General features: G+C 71.2%; 12 protein-coding genes and 1 pseudogene. 6 read left to right on the forward strand and 7 right to left on the reverse strand.

What is annotated here, in order from left to right:
* Positions 1–42: 42 nt before the first annotated feature.
* The 3 genes from ACZ63E_RS22975 to ACZ63E_RS22985 all read left to right on the forward strand — a co-directional run bounded on the left by ACZ63E_RS22975 (position 43) and on the right by ACZ63E_RS22985 (position 4353).
* Entirely contained in the window at positions 43–1137 is a 1095-nt protein-coding gene (locus ACZ63E_RS22975; RefSeq protein ID WP_465338163.1) for a winged helix DNA-binding domain-containing protein, read from the forward strand.
* Between the two features lie 76 nt (positions 1138–1213).
* Positions 1214–2677 (forward strand): flavin-containing monooxygenase, encoded by a 1464-nt coding sequence (locus ACZ63E_RS22980; protein WP_465338164.1) that lies wholly within the window; start codon positions 1214–1216, stop codon positions 2675–2677.
* Complete coding sequence (locus ACZ63E_RS22985; protein ID WP_465338165.1) at positions 2677–4353, forward strand: GMC oxidoreductase; 1677 nt, start codon at positions 2677–2679, stop codon at positions 4351–4353. The genes ACZ63E_RS22980 and ACZ63E_RS22985 overlap by 1 nt, the downstream gene beginning before the upstream one ends.
* Positions 4354–4511: 158 nt before the next feature.
* Here ACZ63E_RS22985 and ACZ63E_RS22990 read toward each other — a convergent pair whose 3' ends face one another.
* The gene (locus ACZ63E_RS22990) at positions 4512–5996 is read right to left on the reverse strand and encodes a chitinase (RefSeq protein WP_465338166.1); all 1485 of its coding nucleotides are present in this window, start codon (positions 5994–5996) and stop codon (positions 4512–4514) included.
* A gap of 146 nt (positions 5997–6142) precedes the next feature.
* On the opposite strand from ACZ63E_RS22990, the gene ACZ63E_RS22995 reads away from it, so the two are divergent.
* Complete coding sequence (locus ACZ63E_RS22995) at positions 6143–8527, forward strand: Tex family protein (RefSeq protein WP_465338167.1); 2385 nt, start codon at positions 6143–6145, stop codon at positions 8525–8527.
* 58 nt (positions 8528–8585) lie between these two features.
* Here the strand turns inward: ACZ63E_RS22995 and ACZ63E_RS23000 are convergent, their stop codons facing one another.
* The gene (locus tag ACZ63E_RS23000; RefSeq protein WP_465338168.1) at positions 8586–9785 is read right to left on the reverse strand and encodes a ribosomal protein bL12; all 1200 of its coding nucleotides are present in this window, start codon (positions 9783–9785) and stop codon (positions 8586–8588) included.
* A 256-nt stretch (positions 9786–10041) separates the two neighbouring features.
* Positions 10042–11496: pseudogene (locus ACZ63E_RS23005) on the reverse strand (benzaldehyde dehydrogenase).
* 113 nt (positions 11497–11609) lie between these two features.
* Between ACZ63E_RS23005 and ACZ63E_RS23010 the strand changes: the two are divergent.
* Positions 11610–12554, forward strand: a complete 945-nt coding sequence (locus ACZ63E_RS23010; RefSeq protein ID WP_465338169.1) for an AraC-like ligand-binding domain-containing protein — start codon at positions 11610–11612, stop codon at positions 12552–12554.
* Here the strand turns inward: ACZ63E_RS23010 and ACZ63E_RS23015 are convergent.
* From ACZ63E_RS23015 to ACZ63E_RS23030, 4 genes are read right to left on the reverse strand one after another with little or no spacing between them, the layout of a single operon-like run.
* Complete coding sequence (locus ACZ63E_RS23015) at positions 12490–12900, reverse strand: hypothetical protein (RefSeq protein WP_465338170.1); 411 nt, start codon at positions 12898–12900, stop codon at positions 12490–12492. The genes ACZ63E_RS23010 and ACZ63E_RS23015 overlap by 65 nt on opposite strands.
* Positions 12897–13661 carry a 2-keto-4-pentenoate hydratase gene (locus ACZ63E_RS23020; RefSeq protein WP_465338171.1) on the reverse strand — a complete coding sequence of 255 codons (765 nt, stop codon included), beginning with the start codon at positions 13659–13661 and terminating at the stop codon, positions 12897–12899. The genes ACZ63E_RS23015 and ACZ63E_RS23020 overlap by 4 nt, the downstream gene beginning before the upstream one ends.
* Positions 13658–14104 (reverse strand): nitroreductase family deazaflavin-dependent oxidoreductase, encoded by a 447-nt coding sequence (locus ACZ63E_RS23025; RefSeq protein ID WP_465314216.1) that lies wholly within the window; start codon positions 14102–14104, stop codon positions 13658–13660. Before ACZ63E_RS23025 ends, ACZ63E_RS23020 begins: the two co-directional genes overlap by 4 nt.
* Complete coding sequence (locus tag ACZ63E_RS23030; RefSeq protein WP_465338172.1) at positions 14104–15810, reverse strand: acyl-CoA dehydrogenase; 1707 nt, start codon at positions 15808–15810, stop codon at positions 14104–14106. The genes ACZ63E_RS23025 and ACZ63E_RS23030 overlap by 1 nt, the downstream gene beginning before the upstream one ends.
* 235 nt (positions 15811–16045) lie before the next feature.
* Between ACZ63E_RS23030 and ACZ63E_RS23035 the strand changes: the two genes are divergently transcribed.
* Positions 16046–17602, forward strand: coding sequence for a DEAD/DEAH box helicase (locus tag ACZ63E_RS23035; RefSeq protein WP_465338173.1), 1557 nt, complete (start codon positions 16046–16048; stop codon positions 17600–17602).
* Positions 17603–17642 lie beyond the last annotated feature (40 nt).

Here is a 17642-nt window from a genome sequence, read left to right on the forward strand (position 1 = left end):
CGAGGACCGGAACTGTCCGGGGTGATCGTTAGGGTGAGTGCCGTGGAGACCTTGAGCCGACGGGCCCTGAACCGGGCGACGCTGGAGCGCCAGCTGCTGCTGCGTCCCGCGAAGATGTCCGCGTACGACGCGGTCGAGCACCTGGCCGGGCTCCAGGCGCAGGCGCCGTTCCCGCCGTACTACGCGCTGTGGGCGCGGCTGCAGGGGTTCCGGCCGGCGGACCTGGCGACGCTGCTGGAGGACCGGCGGGTGGTCCGGATCGCGCTGATGCGCGGCACGGTCCACCTGGTGACGGCGGCGGACGCGCTGGCGTGGCGGCCGGTGGTCCAGGTGCTCTACGACCGCGACCTGAAGACGAACACCCAGCACGCCCGGGCGCTGGAGGGGCTGGACCACGCCGAGGTCGCGTCGGCCGCGCGGGAGCTGCTGGCTTCGCCCCTGACGGGGACGGCGCTGGGGGCGTCACTCGGGCAGCGCTGGCCGGACGTCCCGGCGGCGTCCCTGACCCACCTCGCGCGCGGGCAGCTCCCGCTGGTGCAGACACCCCCGCGGGCAATTTGGGGCAAGGCGGGCCAGACGACGTACGCGTGCCTGGACTCGTGGGTGGGCGAGCCGTTGTCGCCGCCTTCGCCCGCTTCGCTGATTTCGCGGTACCTGCGCGCGTTCGGCCCGGCGTCGGTGGCGGACGTCCAGGCGTGGGCGGGCATCACGCGCCTGGGTGAGGTGGCGGCGTCGATGGACCTGCGGCGGTATCGCGACCCGGAGGGCCGGGAGCTGGTCGACCTGCCGTCGCTGACCGTCCCGGCCGAGGACGTCCCGGCGCCGCCGCGGCTGCTGGGGCCGTTCGACCAGACGATCCTGTCGTACGCGGACCGGACGCGGGTGATTTCGGACGAGTACCGCAAGCGGGTGATCACGCAGAACGGCCTGGTCAAGGGGACGCTGCTGGTGGGCGGGTTCGTAAGGGGCTTCTGGGAGCTGCGGAAGGAGCGGAAGGCGGCGGTGGTGGAGCTTTCGCCGTTCGAGAAGCTGGCGAAGCGGGATCTGGCGGGGCTGGAGAGCGCAGCTGGGCGGTTGGTGAGCTGGGCCGAGCCGGGGGCGGAGAGCCGGGAGGTGCGCGTCCACCCACCCGCGTGACCGTTGGCCGGAATTCTCGATCGAGTGACCGTTCGTGTCCTGTTGTCACAGGCGTCGGATGCGTAGCTTTCCCAGCATGAGTGGTTCGGCGAAGGGGCCGTCGGTGCTGATCGTGGGTACCGGGTTCGGTGGGATCGGGACGGCGATCGAACTGAAGCGGGCCGGCTTCAGTGACTTCACGCTGCTCGAAAGCGCCGGCGAGCCCGGCGGCGTCTGGCGGGACAACACCTATCCCGGCGCCGCCTGTGACATTCCGTCGCCGCTCTACTCCTTCTCCTTCGAGCCGAACCCGCGGTGGCCGAAGCGGTTTTCGCACCAGCCGGACATCCTCGCCTACCTGCGGGACGTCATCACCAAGTACGGCCTCGGGCCGCACATCCGGTACCGGGCCGAGGTCACCGCGGCCGCCTTCGACGAAGACCGGAAGCTCTGGCGCGTCGAGACGAAGACCGGTGAAACCTACGAGGCCGACGTCTTCGTCCCGGCCGTCGGGCAGCTGTCGCGGCCGGTCCTGCCCGCCATCCCCGGGCGGGACCGGTTCGCGGGGGACGCCTTCCACTCCGCGCGGTGGGACCACGGCGTCGAGCTCACCGGGAAGCGGGTCGCCGTCATCGGGACCGGGGCCAGTGCCGTGCAGTTCGTGCCCGAGCTGCGGAAACACGCCCAGCACGTCACCGTCTTCCAGCGCACGCCGCCGTACGTCATGGCGAAGTCCGATCCCACCTACCGGCGCTGGCAGCACTGGCTGTTCGAGCACCTGCCGCCGACTCAGCTGCTCGGCCGGCTGCGGATCTTCCTGCTCGCCGAGTACGCCACCTACGCGATGACCAAGCACCCGCTGCTCGCGAAGATGTTCGAGCTGCGGACCGCGCAGCTGCGCCACCGCCACATCAAGGACCCCGAGCTGCGCGCGAAGCTCACGCCGGCGTATCCCTTGGGCTGCAAGCGGATCCTCTTCACCAACGACTACCTGCCCGCGCTGGCGCAGCCGGACGTCGACGTCGAGACGCGCCGGATCGGCGAGATCACCGAGAAGGGCGTCCGCGTCGAGGACGGGACCGAGGTCGAGGCGGACGTCATCGTGTACGGCACCGGGTTCGCCGCGACGGACTTCCTCGGCCGGCTGGACGTGCGCGGCCTCGGCGGCCGGTCGCTGCGGGACGCCTGGTCCGGCGGCGCGCGGGCGTACCTGGGCATGGCCGTGCCCGGGTTCCCCAACATGTTCTGCGTCTACGGGCCGAACACGAACCTCGGCGCCGGGTCCATCATCTACATGATCGAGCGCCAGGCGCGTTACATCCGTCAAGCCGTGGAACAGCTCTCGCGCCCCGGAGTGTCCTATGTGGACGTACGACCGGACGTCGAGGAGCGCTACGACGACGAGGTGCAGAAGCGCCTCGGCCACAGCGTCTGGAGCGCCTGCACCAGCTGGTACCGCCAGGCCGACGGCCGCGTGACGACCAACTGGCCCGGCCTGGTCACCGAGTACGACCGCCGGACCCGCCGGCTCGACCCCGCGGACTTCCGGGTGGTGGCGTGATGGACTACGACGTCCTGGTGATCGGCTCGGGGTTCGGCGGCAGCGTCACGGCGTTGCGGCTGACCGAGAAGGGTTACCGCGTCGGGGTGCTGGAGACCGGCCGCCGGTTCGCCGACGACGAGTTCGCGAAGACGTCGTGGCGGCTGCGCAGGTACCTGTGGGCGCCGAAGCTCGGGTGCTTCGGCATCCAGCGGCTCACCCTGCTGAAGAACACCTTCGTGATGAGCGGCTCCGGCGTCGGCGGCGGCTCGCTGGTGTACGCGAACACGCTGTACGAGCCGCCGGACAAGTTCTACGAAGACCCGCAGTGGGCGCACATCACGGACTGGAAGGACGAGCTCGCGCCGTACTACGACCAGGCGAAGCGGATGCTCGGCGTGGTCGAGAACCCCGCGACGACGGCCGCGGACCGCGTCCTGCGCGAGGTCGCCGAGGACATGGGCATCGGGCACACCTACCGCCGCACGCCGGTCGGCGTCTACTTCGGACAGTCCGGGGTGGACCCGTTCTTCGGCGGCGCGGGACCCGCCCGCCAGTCGTGCACGCTCTGCGGCGAGTGCATGACCGGCTGCCGTGTCGGCGCGAAGAACACCACCGTGAAGAACTACCTCTACCTGGCCGAGCAAGCGGGCGCCGAGGTGCATCCCCTGACGACCGCGGTCTCCGTCCGGCCGATCGAGGGCGGGTACGGTGTCGACACCGAACGCACCGGACGCTGGGTCCGCAAGGGCCGGCGGACGTTCACCGCGTCGCAGGTCGTGTTCGCCGCGGCGTCGCTCGGCACCCAGCGCCTGCTCCACCGCCTGCGCGACACCGGGACGCTGCCGGACCTGTCCCCGCGGCTCGGCCTGCTGGCGCGGACGAACTCCGAAGCCGTCCTGGCCGCGCGATCGCTGCGCGACGACACCGACTACACCCGCGGTGTCGCGATCACGTCGTCGATCCACCCGGACGCCGTGACGCACGTGGAGCCGGTGCGGTACGGGCGCGGCAGCAACTTCATGGGCCTGATGACGACGGTGCTGGTGGACGCGCAGACCGGCCGCCGCCGCTGGGTGCTGGGCCTGCGCGAGCTCTGGCAGCAGCGGCGCGACGTCGTCCGCCTGCACAACCCGCGGCGCTGGTCGGAGCGGATGATCGGGCTGCTGGTGATGCAGACGCTCGACAACTCCGTGACGACCTACACCCGGCGTGGGCTCTTCGGCCGGCGCATGACGACCAAGCAGGGTTCGGGAACACCGAGCCCGGAGTGGATCCCGGCCGGGCACGACGTCACGCGGCGCGTCGCCGAGAAGATCGGCGGGCTGCCGCAGGGCGCGTGGACGGACCTGGCCAACATCCCGATCACCGGCCACTTCATCGGCGGCTGCGCGATCGGCGACTCCCCCGGCACCGGGGTGGTCGACCCGTACCAGCGGCTGTACGGCCACCCGGGCCTGCACGTCGTGGACGGCTCGGCGATCTCGGCGAACCTGGGCGTCAACCCGTCGCTGACGATCACCGCGCAGGCCGAGCGGGCGATGGCCTGCTGGCCGAACCGCGGTGACGCCGACCCGCGGCCGCCGTTGGGCGCCGCCTACCGGCGGGTGGCGCCGGTGCCGCCGGCCGCGCCAGTCGTCCCGGCGGACGCGCCGGGCGCCCTACGGCTGCCCGTCGTCCCCCGAAACCCGGCCTGACCTGCGGATTCAACATTTTCTCAACATTCGCACACGCCCGGTGCGCCAGGGTGGAGCCGCAGGCGCGCGGCCGGGGGGTCCGGACGCGCCGGCTGGGGGTGTCCTGAAGGGGCCCTTCCGGACAGGATCCGGAAGGGCCCCTTCATGACGCGCACGGGTTACGGCAGGCCCGCGAGCCCGGCCGACACCGTGTTGGCGAACGCGTACCCCTGCGACGCGTCCCAGTTGATCGACCACGTCATCGCACCGCGGATCGACGGGTAGGTCGCCGACGGCTTGAAGCTGCCGCACGAGGTTCCGCGAGCCAGGCAGTTCAGCGCCGAGACCGTGTTGGCCGGGGCCTGGTAACCGCCGCCGGCCGCCTGCGACGACGCCGGGAGACCGAGGCCGACCTGGTCGGCCCGCAGCCCGCCCTGCAGCTGGATGCAGGCCAGCGCGGTCAGGAAGTCGACCGTGCCCTGGGCGTACACGCTGCCGTTGCAGCCGAGCATCGTGCCGGAGTTGTAGTACTGCATGTTCACGATCGTCAGGATGTCCTTGATGTTCAGCGCGAGCTGGAAGTAGCCGCCCTGCGTGGACTGCATGTCGATCGTCTGCGGCGCCATCGTGATGACCTTGCCGCCGCCGTTGTAGATGCTGCGCAGCGCCTGGCCCATGTAGGTGGCGTTGACGCCGTTCTCCAGGTCGATGTCGACCCCGTCGAAGCCGTAGTTCGAGATCAGCGACTTGATGCTGTTCGCGAAGTTGTTCGCCGAGTTCGAGTCGCCGACGCTGATCGTGCCGTTCTGGCCGCCGACGGAGATGATGACGCGCTGGCCGCGCGCCTGGACCGTCTTGATGTCGGCCTTGAACTGCGCGTCCGTGTAGCCGCCGAGCTGCGAAGACAGGCCCGAGTCGAGCGTGAAGCTCACCGCGCCCGGCGTGCCGGTGGCGTCCGCGAAGGACACCGCGATGATGTTGTACTTGGTCGGGACGTCGGCCAGCTTCAGCGCCTTGGCGCCGTTGTAGAAGTTCTGCCAGTAGCCGGTGAGGACGTGCTTCGGCAGGTCACCCTGGGTCGGCGGCGGCGTGGTCGTCGTCGGCGGGGTGGTCGTCGTCGGCGGCGTGGTGGGGGTGGTCGGCGTCGTCGGGGTGGTCGGCGTCGTCGGCGGCGGGGTGCCCGGGCCGTCGAGGCTGACGTCGTCGGCGTAGTACGTCGGCTGGCCGTACCAGCCGTGCAGGTAGACCGTCAGCGACGTGCTCGAGCCGGTGGTGAAGTTCAGCGAGAGCTGCGTGTAGCCGCTGGCGCCCGGCGTCCACGTGCTGGTCGTCGCCGAGCCGGAAGCGCCCAAGTAGACGTAGCTGCCCTGGACCCAGGCCGACAGCTTGTAGGCGGTGTTCGGCGAGACGGTGAGCGTCTGCGAGCACTGGGCGTTGTCCGACGACGTCGGGGTCGCGCTCAGGGCCCGGCTGCCGCTGTGCACCGGGGTGCTCACCGCGGTCGGGACGGCCGTGCAGGTCCAGCCCGAAGTGCCGGATTCGAAGCCGGGGTTGGCGAGGATGTTCGCCGCCGAAGCGCTGCCGGCGAGGACGAACGTCACGCCGAGACTCAGCGCGACCACGGAAAGCAACGAAAGCAGGGCTAGCCGGACCTTGGGGACCACGGGCGACCTCCACGACGGTGGTGAGGCAGGTCACCACAAAGTGGACTAGACCAATCTGAATGTCAAGGAGCCCCATCCGAAAGTCGGGGCGGCGGAAACGGCAGAATGAGACGATCGGAACCAGGGCGAAGCAGGAGCGTGTAGCAGTGAGCGTGTCGGTCGAGCAGAGGATCGCCGAAGAACTGGGCGTGCGCGAAGGACAGGTCAAGGCCACCGTCGAGCTGCTCGACGGCGGTTCGACCGTCCCCTTCATCGCGCGGTACCGCAAGGAAGTCACCGGCATGCTCGACGACGCGCAGCTGCGCACGCTCGAAGAGCGGCTGCGCTACCTGCGGGAACTCGACGAGCGGCGGCTCGCCGTGCTCGAGTCCATCCGGAGCCAGGGCAAGCTGGACGAGGCCCTCGAGGCCTCGATCCTCGCCGCGGACACGAAGTCGCGGCTGGAGGACATCTACCTCCCGTACAAGCCGAAGCGCCGCACGAAGGCGATGATCGCGCGCGAAGCGGGTCTCGAACCGCTGGCCGACGGCCTGCTGAACGACCCCACCACGGACCCGCAGGCCGCGGCCGCGGTGTTCGTCGACGCGGACAAGGGTGTCGCGGACGCGCAGGCGGCGCTCGACGGCGCCCGGTCGATCCTCGTCGAGCGTTTCGCCGAGGACGCCGACCTCATCGGTGAGCTGCGCGAGAAGATGTGGGGCCAGGGCCACCTGGTCGCCAAGGTCCGCTCGGGCAAGGAGGACGAGGGCGCCAAGTTCTCGGACTACTTCGACTTCTCCGAGCCCTACACCAAGCTCCCCTCGCACCGGATCCTCGCGATGCTGCGCGGCGAGAAGGAAGAGGTCCTCGACCTCACGATGGCACCCGATGAGCCCACCGACGAGCCGCAGGTCGGGCCGACGGAGTACGAGTCGCGCATCGCCGCGAAGTTCGGCATCGCGCAGCAGGGCCGCCCGGGCGACAAGTGGCTCGGCGACACCGTGCGCTGGGCGTGGCGCACCAAGATCCTGCTCCACCTGGGCATCGACCTGCGGATGCGGCTGCGCCAGGCCGCCGAGGACGACGCCGTCCGCGTGTTCGCGGCCAACCTGCGCGACCTGCTGCTGGCCGCACCGGCCGGCACCCGCGCCACGATGGGCCTCGACCCGGGCTTCCGCACCGGCGTCAAGGTGGCGGTCGTGGACGCGACCGGCAAGGTCGTCGACACCCACGTCATCTACCCGCACCAGCCGGCGAACAAGTGGGACCAGTCCCTGGCCGAGCTGGCCGCGCTGGCGGCGCGCCACCAGGTCGACCTGATCTCGATCGGCAACGGCACGGCGTCGCGCGAGACGGACAAGCTCGCCGCGGAGCTGATCAAGAAGCACCCTTCGTTGAACCTGACGAAGGCCGTGGTGTCGGAGGCCGGCGCGTCGGTGTACTCGGCGTCGGCGTTCGCTTCGGCCGAGCTGCCCGGCATGGACGTCTCACTGCGCGGCGCGGTCTCGATCGCCCGGCGGCTGCAGGACCCGCTGGCCGAGCTGGTGAAGATCGACCCGAAGTCGATCGGTGTCGGGCAGTACCAGCACGACCTGTCCGAGGTTTCGCTGTCCCGCTCGCTCGACGCGGTGGTCGAGGACTGCGTGAACGCGGTGGGCGTCGACGTCAACACGGCGTCCGCGCCGCTGCTGACCCGCGTCTCGGGCATCACGACGGGGCTGGCGGAGAACATCGTGTCCCACCGCGACTCGAACGGCCCGTTCCGTTCCCGGACGGCGTTGAAGGAGGTCGCGCGCCTGGGCCCGAAGGCGTTCGAGCAGTGCGCTGGCTTCTTGCGCATCCCGGACGGTGACGACCCGCTCGACTCGTCGTCGGTCCACCCGGAGGCGTACCCGGTGGTGCGGCGGATCCTGACGTCCACGGGAACCGACCTGCGCTCCCTGATCGGCAACACGCGGACTTTGTCTTCTCTGCGGCCTTCCGAGTTCGTCGACGAGACGTTCGGTCTCCCGACAGTGACGGACATCCTGGCCGAGCTCGACAAGCCGGGCCGCGACCCCCGCCCGGCGTTCAAGACGGCGACGTTCGCGGAGGGTGTCGACAAGATCGGTGACCTCAAGCCGGGGATGCGGCTGGAGGGTGTCGTCACGAATGTGGCGGCGTTCGGGGCGTTTATCGATGTGGGTGTGCACCAGGACGGGCTCGCGCACGTTTCGGCTCTTTCGAAGAACTTCGTGAAGGATCCTCGGGAGGTTGTGAAGCCCGGGGACATCGTGAAGGTGAAGGTGCTGGATGTCGATGTGCCGCGGAAGCGGATCTCGCTGACGCTGCGGCTGGACGACGAGCCGGGCGCTCCGGCCGGAAACCGCGGTGGCGGCGGCGGTCGTGATCGCGGTCAGGGTGGCGGCGGGGGCGGCGGCGCTCAGCGGCGCGGCGGTTCCGGCGGCCAGCGCGGCGGTGGCGGCCGGGGTGGAAACTCCGGCGGCGGCAACTCGGGCGGCAGCGGCTCGATGGCGGACGCCTTGCGGCGAGCCGGTTTCGGCAACAAATAGGACTCATGGGGAAGGCCGCCTCCGGAGCTCTCCGGAGGCGGCCTTCGCTGTCGACAGCTCAGCTCCCCATCAGCACCACACGGGCTCCGAACTGCTCCAGTTGCGCCTTGACCGCTTCCGCACGCTGCTTGTCCACGTTGGTCAACACCGCCTTCGGCGCGGATTCGACCAGATCCTTCGCTTCCTTCAGGCTGAGACCGGGCACCGCTTCGCGGACGAGCTTGATCACCTGAATCCTCCTCGGCCCGGCGGCGGCAAGGACGACGTCACATCGGCCACCCCGCTCGATCTCGCCGGTCACCGCTCCCTGGAGCTCATCAAAATCGACCGCGGCGACCACAGCCGCCAGGTCCGGCTCCCCGTGCAGGTCGAGCGGGACGAGTTCGCGGCTCGGGCCGACGAACTTCGCCTGCAACTCGGCACTGGTGTCGTTGACCACCGTGGCCGCGTCGGCGGTGTCCCATTGAACACCGACCAGCGCGTCACGAGTGAACCGCGCACCGAGTATCGCTTCGGCGTCGACTCGTCCATACGCGTCGGCATCCGAGCAGCGCAGGGCGACAATCCTCAGCGACCGCAAGCCCGGCGCGACAGAGAACGCCTCCTTGGCCGTGGTGAGGACGTATCCGCACACCAGTAGTTTGTAGAAATCCGCCGATTCGCGCTTGGTCAGCTTTCTCAGAGACAGATTCCCGGCCGCCGTAGTTGTCGGCCGCCGCTCGGGAATCACCGACGGGCCCGGTACGAGGACAACGACCGAAGCCTCGGCACCGTCGACTCCGATCGGCGCTGCGGCCGCCTCGTTGTCTTCGAACGCTTCGGCCAGCGTGCCCAGGACGACGTCCGGGTCGTTGCGGACCAGTCGCTGCCACAACGCGTCGAGCTCCGCCTGCCATTCGTCACGCAGTCGCCGGTTCTGCTCCCGCAGGTTCGCCAGCTCGATCAGCGCGGCTTGATCAGCTTCCGCTCTCGCCTTCGCACGAGCTTGCCTGGCGAACAGGCCCAGGCCCGCGAGGCGATCCTTGCGGTGCCGGGCGATGACCGACTGCTCGTCCGGTGTCTCGGGTTCGGGCGCCACCGGCCGTTCGGCCACCGGAAAATCCGGCCGGTGCAGCGCGAGGATCGCCTGCAAAGCGGCGGCCAGTGTCTCGGCTTGCTGGGCCTTGACCGCGGCGGCCAGCGACCGGGACGAGGCGCCGGTGGACGCCCGCCGCGATGTCGCCCGCCGAGCGCCGCCGAGCGAGGTGTAGAAGCCCACCGGCCCGGCACCGCTCGAAAAGCCGGTGCGCCCGCCTCCGACGTGCACACGCGCTGCTCGCGGCCCGACGCTCGCCCGCAGCCCCCTGCTGGACGCGCGAACCCGGACGCCGGGAGCGAGTTTGACGGAGAAGCCCATGCCGTACCTCGTACTCGATCCTCGCTTGATCACCCTGCTCGGAAGGAGTCGCCGGGAGCGCCGGGCTGTTACGGACCGGTGCCGGATCGCGGGCCGCACTCCGGCACCGGCGGATTCGTCAGAAGGGGAAGCCGTGGGCCTGCTCCCGCAGGGTGACCCACTGCCACTGGGTGAACTCGTCCCAGCTGTGCGCCGAGCCGAACCGGCTGCCGTTGCCCGAGGCGCCCGTTCCACCGAACGGGGCGAACGCGTCGTTGTTCAACGTCTGGTCGTTCACGTGCACGATGCCCGTCCGCAGCCGCTCGGCGAACGCGCGTCCTCGGTCGACCGAACCCGTCTGGACTGCCGCCACCAGGCCGTACTCCGTGTCGTTGGCCACCGTTGCCGCTTCGTCCTCCGAGGACACCACGATCACCGGGGCCACCGGGCCGAAGATCTCCTCGCGGAACGCCGGCATCGACGTCGTCACGCCGGCCAGGACCGTCGGCTGGTAGAACAGCTTCTCGTACGTTCCTCCGGCGCGGACCGTCGCTCCCGCCGAGACCGTCTCCGTGACTATCCGGTCTACATTGGACAGCTGCTTTTCGTTGATCAGCGGGCCCAACGCCACCTGGCCCGTGAACGGGTCGCCCACCGGGAGCTTCGACGCTCGGGCCGTCAGGCGGTCCAGGTACTCGTCGGCCACCGACTCCGGGACGATGTGCCTGCCGGCCGTCATGCAGACCTGGCCCTGGTGCAGGAACGCGCCCCACGCGCCGGCCGAGCTGGCCGCCTCCAGGTCCGCGTCGTCCAGGATCACCAGTGCGTTGTTGCCGCCCAGTTCCAGGCTGACCCGCTTCAACGTCCGGCCCGCCGCTTCGCCGACCAGACGGCCCACCGCCGTCGAGCCGGTGAACGAGATCGCCGCGACGCCAGGGTGTTCCGTCAACGCGGATCCGGCGGGAGCGTCGCCCGCCAGGACGTGCAGGAGGCCGTCGGGCAGGCCCGCCGCTTCGAAGAGGCGGGCGATCAGCGTGCCGCCCGCCACCGCCGTGTTGACGTCCGGCTTCAGCACCACCGCGTTGCCCAGCGCCAGCGCCGGCGCGACCGCCCGCACTGACAGGATCTGCGGGAAGTTCCACGGGCTGATCACGCCGACCACGCCCAGCGGGATGCGCCGCGCGATGCTCTCCCGGCCGGCCTCGCTCGTCGGCAGCAGATGCCCCTACGGCTGCGTCGGCAACGCGGCCGCCTCCCACAGCTCGGCCAGCACCAGGTCGACCTCGAACGCCGCCTTGGGCGGGATCGCGCCGCCCTCGCGGACCAGCCAGTGCTCGAACTCCGACCGGTTGTCCTCCAGGACGCGCGCGGCCTTGCGCAGCAGCGCCGCCCGCTCCGGGCCCGGCGTCGCCGCCCACGCGGGCTGCTCGGCGGCGGCCCGCGTCACGGCGTTGTCGATGTCCTGCGCGTCGGCCAGCCCGACCTCGGTGAGCACCTCGCCGGTGGCCGGTTCGGTCACCGGGAGCGTGCCGCCGTGGGCCGGCACCCAGCCGCCCGAAAAGATCTCCCCGCGCCAGTCGACGTCGTCCAGCATGCGTTCCTCCCGCGATCGGTCCGTGCTTCCAGCCTTCTCACGCGGCATTCGAGCGCGTTGATTCTGCGGGTCACGGTGTTAGCCTGATCAGGTCAGCGACGACCGGAGCGCCCATGTACCACCGTGGCGAGGCCTGGCGGGCGAAGCTCGGCGGCGCCTTCAGCGAGCTGTACCCCGAGCCCTTGGACGCCTCCGTTCCCTCGGGTGACGTCGTCACCACGCCGCTCGGTGACGTCCACGTGTTCACCGTCGCCGGCACGCCGCAGGTGGTCCGCCGCTCGCGCGGGACGATCCGGCAGAACCCCTCCGACCTGCTCAAGGTGTGCGTCCAGGTCCGCGGCCGCGCGACGGTCGTGCAGGGCGACCGCGAGGTCGTCGTCGAACCCGGGCACCTCGCGATCTACGACACCGGCCGCCCGTACGCGCTGCGCCTCGAAGGCGAGTGGGTGTCCGCGGTGATGGCCTTCCCGCGCGACGTCCTGCGGCTGCCGGTCGCGCACGCGATGGACCACGCCTACCCGGCGACCTCCGGCCCGGGCGCGGTGTTCGCGGACTTCGTCACGGCGTCGGTCGCGCAGGGCGGGCACCTCTACGAAGCCGCGGCCAGCCGCCTCGGCGACGCCGGGCTCAGCCTGCTCGCCGGCACGCTCAGCGACCACGTCGGCGTCGACGAGGTCCCGGACGCCCTGCGCGCCCGCGTGCTCGCCCACGTCCGGCGGCACCTGGCCGATCCCGGGCTCTCGCGGACGAGCATCGCCGCGGCGCACGGGATGTCGCCGCGCACCCTGAGCCGGCTCTTCGAGGCCGAGGAGCACACGGTCACCGACCACATCCGGCGGCTGAGGCTCGACGCCGTCCGCCGCGACCTGCGCGACCCGCTGCTGGCGAACCGGAGCGTCGCGGCGATCGCCGCGCGGTGGTGCTTTGTCGAAGCCGCGCACTTCAGCCGGGTGTTCCGCGCCGAGTTCGGGGAAAGCCCGTCGGCGTTCCGGGTCAGCGGAGCGCGAAGAGACCGACCGCGAACAACGCCGCCGGGACCACCGCCGCCGCCGAGCTGACCAGGCCGGTGCCGTTGCGCCAGCCGGCCGGGGACGCGTCGAGCACAAGACGGCGGACCAGCGCCGCCTCCACGACGGCCAGCAGCACGAACCCGAAGCCGACGCTGAAGATCGCCGCCGCGCCGACGAACAGCAGGCCGGAGGTGGAGGCCGCACCCAGCGGCGCCGCGACCTCCCAGCGCACCAGCCCCGCGGCCGCGGCGAGCACCGCCAGCAGCAGGACGTAGGCGACGAGGAAGCCGATCCGCGCGGTCGGCTGGTGCTGGCCCCGCGCGAACCACCAGAACCCGGCGTCCAAGGCGACGACGAGCATGGCGACCACGACGAACCCGGCCCGGAAAGTCATGCGGCGAACCGCACTTCGACGCTGCCCAGCTCGCCGAAGTCGGCGACCACCTCGCCGCCCGGGTGGATCGGGCAGGGTGGGGCCGCCGTTCCCGTCGTCACGATGTCGCCCGGGCGGAGCCGGGCGCCGTGGCGGGGGAGCTCCATCGCCAGCCAGTGCAGGGCCAGGCGGGGGTCGCCGAGGACCAGGCTGCCCGCGCCGCGGGAGAACTCCTGCCTGTCCGCGTGGAGGACCACCGGGCGGCGGGGCAGGTCGAGGTCGCGCCAGCCCGGCACCGGGCGGCCCTCGACGAACCGGCCCGCGCACGCCACGTCCGCCAGCAGCTGCGGGCCGCCCACCCCCTGGTGGTCGGTGTAGCGGCTGTCCGGCAGCTCCACCGCCAGGAACATCGTGTCGACGGCGTCGAGCACCGCGGTCAGCGACGGCGACGGGCCGGGATCGGCCTTGAGCCGGAACGCGAACTCGGGCTCCGCGACGCCCATCGTCATCGTGTCGGCGGGCACCGGCTCGCCTTCGTGGTGGTGGAACCGCTCGAACATCACCCCCGGCAGCGGGCCGGGAACGGTCAGGTACTGCCGGGCGTACACGGTCGTCGCGGCGATCTTCCAGCCGGACACCGGCCCGCCCAGCGCGGCGAGCGACGCCTGCGCGGCCATGCCCTCGGCCGCGTCGTGCGGGCGGGCGTCCTCGGGAAGGCCCGCCAGCCGTTTCCCGGTCAGCCACGCGTCCCAGATCAGCTCCGCCGCCCGCTCTCGGTTCACGTTCGTGATCTTGCCAACCGGAAGACCGGGTGTCGATCGGCTTCCGCGGCGAAGGCTTCCGCCGGGTCGCCGAGCTTCGCGTCGAAGAACGGCGCCGTCACCGGGATCTTGCGGACGTACGCGCGCAGCACCGGCCCGGCCGTCGCCGCGTCGGCCTCCTCGACCGCCCACGTCTCGCGCCGGCGGCCGCGCCACAGCCGGGCGGCCGGGTCGGCGCGCAGGTTGTGCACCCAGCCGACCTGCCCGTACGGCGACACGAGCCAGCGCACGCCGCCGACCTCGAGGACGTTGACCGGGGTCGTGCGGTCGGCGCCGGAGCGCCGCCCGCGCGTGGTCAGCAGCCACCCGGTGCTCCCCACGATCGGGATCCCGCGCGCCAGCAACGCCTTCACGACCACGTTCGCGGCTTTCCGCGTCACGCCGAGCCGGTACTCCCTGGCCATCACGGGGTCATAGCGTAGACCCCGGAAAGGTCGCGGACCCGCGCCCAGACGTTCTCGAAACGCGCGGCGTCGACCACTGGCTTGCGCAGCGCCGCGAGCGCGATCGCCTGCTGGGCCTCGGTCGAGCTCGCCTTGCCGTTGAGGTCGACCGCCGCGGCGCTGAAGTCCTGCACCAGCACCGCGAAGATCTGGTCGACGACCTGCTCGTCGAGCCCGGTGATCCCGGCCTGCTCCAGGACCAGCTGGCCGTACACGACCAGCGTGAACAGTTCGGTCAGCGCCAGCCCGAAGTCGAGGTCGGCCTGCTGCGCCTCGTCCGGCGCGGCCTCGGTGAGCAGTTTGACCAGCGACGCGGCCTGCTCGGTGAACAGCGCGACGTTCGGGATGTGCGCGGCCTGCGCGTACGCGGTCTTCCAGTCGTGGAAGCGGACCTTCGACAGGCCGCGCGCCGGGCCCTGGCGGAAGAGGAACTCGTCGTCCGCGGCGTCGGTGCGGGTCGGCACCGACGCGTACTCCTGCGGCGCGAAGAGGTACGCCGGCATGAACTTCGCGATCAGCGCGAGGTTCACCGCCACCGTGCCCTCGAGCTTCGGCAGGCCGTCGATGTCGTTCTTCGACATCGCGAGGTACGTATCGGCCTCGAAACCCTTGGCCGCGACGACGTCGGCGACCAGGCCGATCACCTTCTGCGCCTCGGTCGTGACCTTCATCTTGGTGATCGGGTTGAAGAGCAGGTAGCGGCGGTCTTCGGCGTTCGCGCTGCGGAAGTAGTCGACGGCCCGGTCGGAGAACAGCTTCATCGCGGTCAGCCGGGCGTAGGCCTCGACGAACTCGCGGCGGACGTGCGGGAAGTTCGTCACCGGCTTGCCGTAGAGCACGCGGTTGTGCGCGTGCGTGATGGCCTCGTACAGCGAGTGCGTCGCCATGCCGATGCCGCCGAAGCAGAGGTTGAACTTGCCGATGTTGACCGTGTTCAGCGCGGCGCTGAAGGCCTCGGCGCCGACGTGCAGGATGTCCTCGGCGTGCACCGGGTAGTCCTCGAGCCGGAACTCGGCGACGTACATCTGCGACGGCACGACGTTCTTCACGACGTGGTAGTTCGGGTGCTCGGAGTCGGCGTAGAAGAAGACGTACTGGTCCGGACCCTCGACCCCGTCGATCCGGCCGAAAACCGACACCGTGCGCGCGCAGTTGCCGTTGCCGATGTAGTACTTCGAGCCGGTGGCGCGGTAGCCGTCGCCGTCCTTCGTGAGCACCAGGTCGGAGGAGTAGATGTCCGCGCCGTGGTCCTTTTCGGACAGTCCGAAGGCGCCGACGCCGCCCGCGTCGAGGGCCGCCGCCGCGCGCTCACGCGCCGCGGAGTTGCCGCTCTGCCACACCGGGCCGAGGCCGAGGATCGTGACCTGCCACGGGTACCAGTAGTTGAGCCCGTAGAACCCGAGGATCTCCGACAGCGCGGCGACGCGGGCGGTGTCCCAGCGCTTGTCCGGGTTGCCGTCGGCGTTCGCGGACGGCGTCAGGAAGGTCGAGAACAGGCCTTCCTTGCCGGCGAACTCGAGGAAGTCCGCGTAGAAGGCGCGGTTGTGGTAGTCCTCGGTCAGCTTCGCCTTGCCGCGCTGCTCGAACCAGTCGATGGTGGCCCGGAGCAGCCGGCGCGTCTCCGCGTCGAAGTGGGCCGGGTCGTACTCGTGCGGGTTCAGCAGCATGGGTGAGCCTCCTCGATTACCGACCGGTAACTTAGCAAGCCCCCCAGAGTGCGGGCAATCTCACTGGGGGTACGTCACCCTCATTGGTATACTGATCATGCGGGCCGCTCAGTTCTGCCTCGGCCCGCTGCTGTTGTCGACTACCACGCGCCGCGGCCGAACCCGGGTCTGCGCCGGGCAGGACAACCCTTCTCAGGTTATGGAGACCAGGGCACTCGCGTGCCCGCATGCACTTATGAGCACTTTCGCTGAACTCGGCCTGCCCACCACCCTCGTGGACGCGCTGGCCGCCCAGGGCGTCACCGAGCCCTTCCCCATCCAGGCGGCGACCCTGCCGCACACCCTCGCCGGGCGTGACGTGCTCGGCCGCGGCCGGACCGGCTCCGGCAAGACCTACGGCTTCGTGCTGCCCGTGCTGGCCCGCCTCGCCGCCGGCCCGACGCGCCGCAAGCCCGGCCGTCCGCGCGCGCTGATCCTGGCGCCGACCCGCGAGCTCGCGACGCAGATCGAAGCGTCGATCCTGCCGCTGGCCAAGCCGCTGGGCCTGAAGGCGACCACCATCTTCGGCGGGGTCAGCGCGAACCCGCAGATCACGAAGCTGCGTGACGGCGTCGACATCGTCGTCGCCTGCCCCGGCCGGCTCGCCGACCACATGCGCTCCGGGCACGTGAAGCTCGACGCCGTCGAGATCACCGTGCTCGACGAGGCCGACCACATGGCCGACCTGGGCTTCCTGCCCGAGGTGCGCCGGATCATGGACGCCACCCCGCAGCGCGGGCAGCGGCTGCTGTTCTCCGCGACGCTGGACAACGGCGTCGACGTGCTGGTCAAGCGCTTCATGAACGACCCGGTCACGCACAGCGTCGACTCGGCGCAGTCGCCGGTCTCGACGATGGAGCACCACGTGCTGCACCTCGAAGAGACCCACCGGCTGCCGGTGCTGGTCGACCTGACCGCGGCGCCGGGCCGCACGCTCGTGTTCACCCGGACGAAGAGCCGCGCGAAGGCGCTGACCCGCAAGCTGCTCGCCGCGGGTGTCCCGGCGGTGGAGCTGCACGGCAACCTCGGCCAGAACGCGCGCACGCGCAACCTCGAGGCGTTCTCCTCGGGCGCGGCGAAGACGCTGGTCGCGACCGACATCGCGGCGCGGGGCATCCACGTCGACGACGTCCGGCTGGTCATCCACGCCGACCCGCCGGTCGAGCACAAGGCGTACCTGCACCGCTCGGGCCGCACGGCGCGCGCGGGCGCGTCCGGCACGGTGGTGACGCTGATGACCGACGCGCAGGTCCGCGACGTCCGAGACCTCACGCGCAAGGCCGGCATCAAGCCGACCACGACCCAGCTCGGCCCGGGTCACCCGCTGCTGGCGGAGCTGGCCCCGGGCGAGCGGTCGTTCACGGCGTCGCCGAAGCGGCCGCCGGTGGACAACCGCCCGAAGAAGGTCACGGCCTCGGGTGCCGCGCCGGGTTCGGGCCGCGGCCGCCGTGGCGCCCCCGGCGCCCCGAAGGAGAACCGCGGGGGCCAGCGCTCCCGCGCGGCGGGCCAGGCGCGGCGCGAAGAGCAGCCTCGCTCGGAGCGTCAGGGTTCGGGTCGTTCGGGCGGCACTTCGGGTCGCTCGGGTGCCGCCGCGGGCCGTTCGGCCGCCGCCGGTGGCCGGTCCGGTGCCCCGTCGGGTGGTTCGCGCCGCTCCGGCGCCCCGGCCGCGGGCAACCGCCGGTCGGCTTCGAGCGGCGGCGCGGCGGCGTTCTCGTCGGGCACCCGCGCCGGTGGCCGCCGCGGCGGGCGCTGACCCCCAAGTCCAGACAGAGCGAAGGCCGCCTCGGAAAGTT

Source organism: Amycolatopsis sp. NPDC104819 (assembly GCF_055583145.1).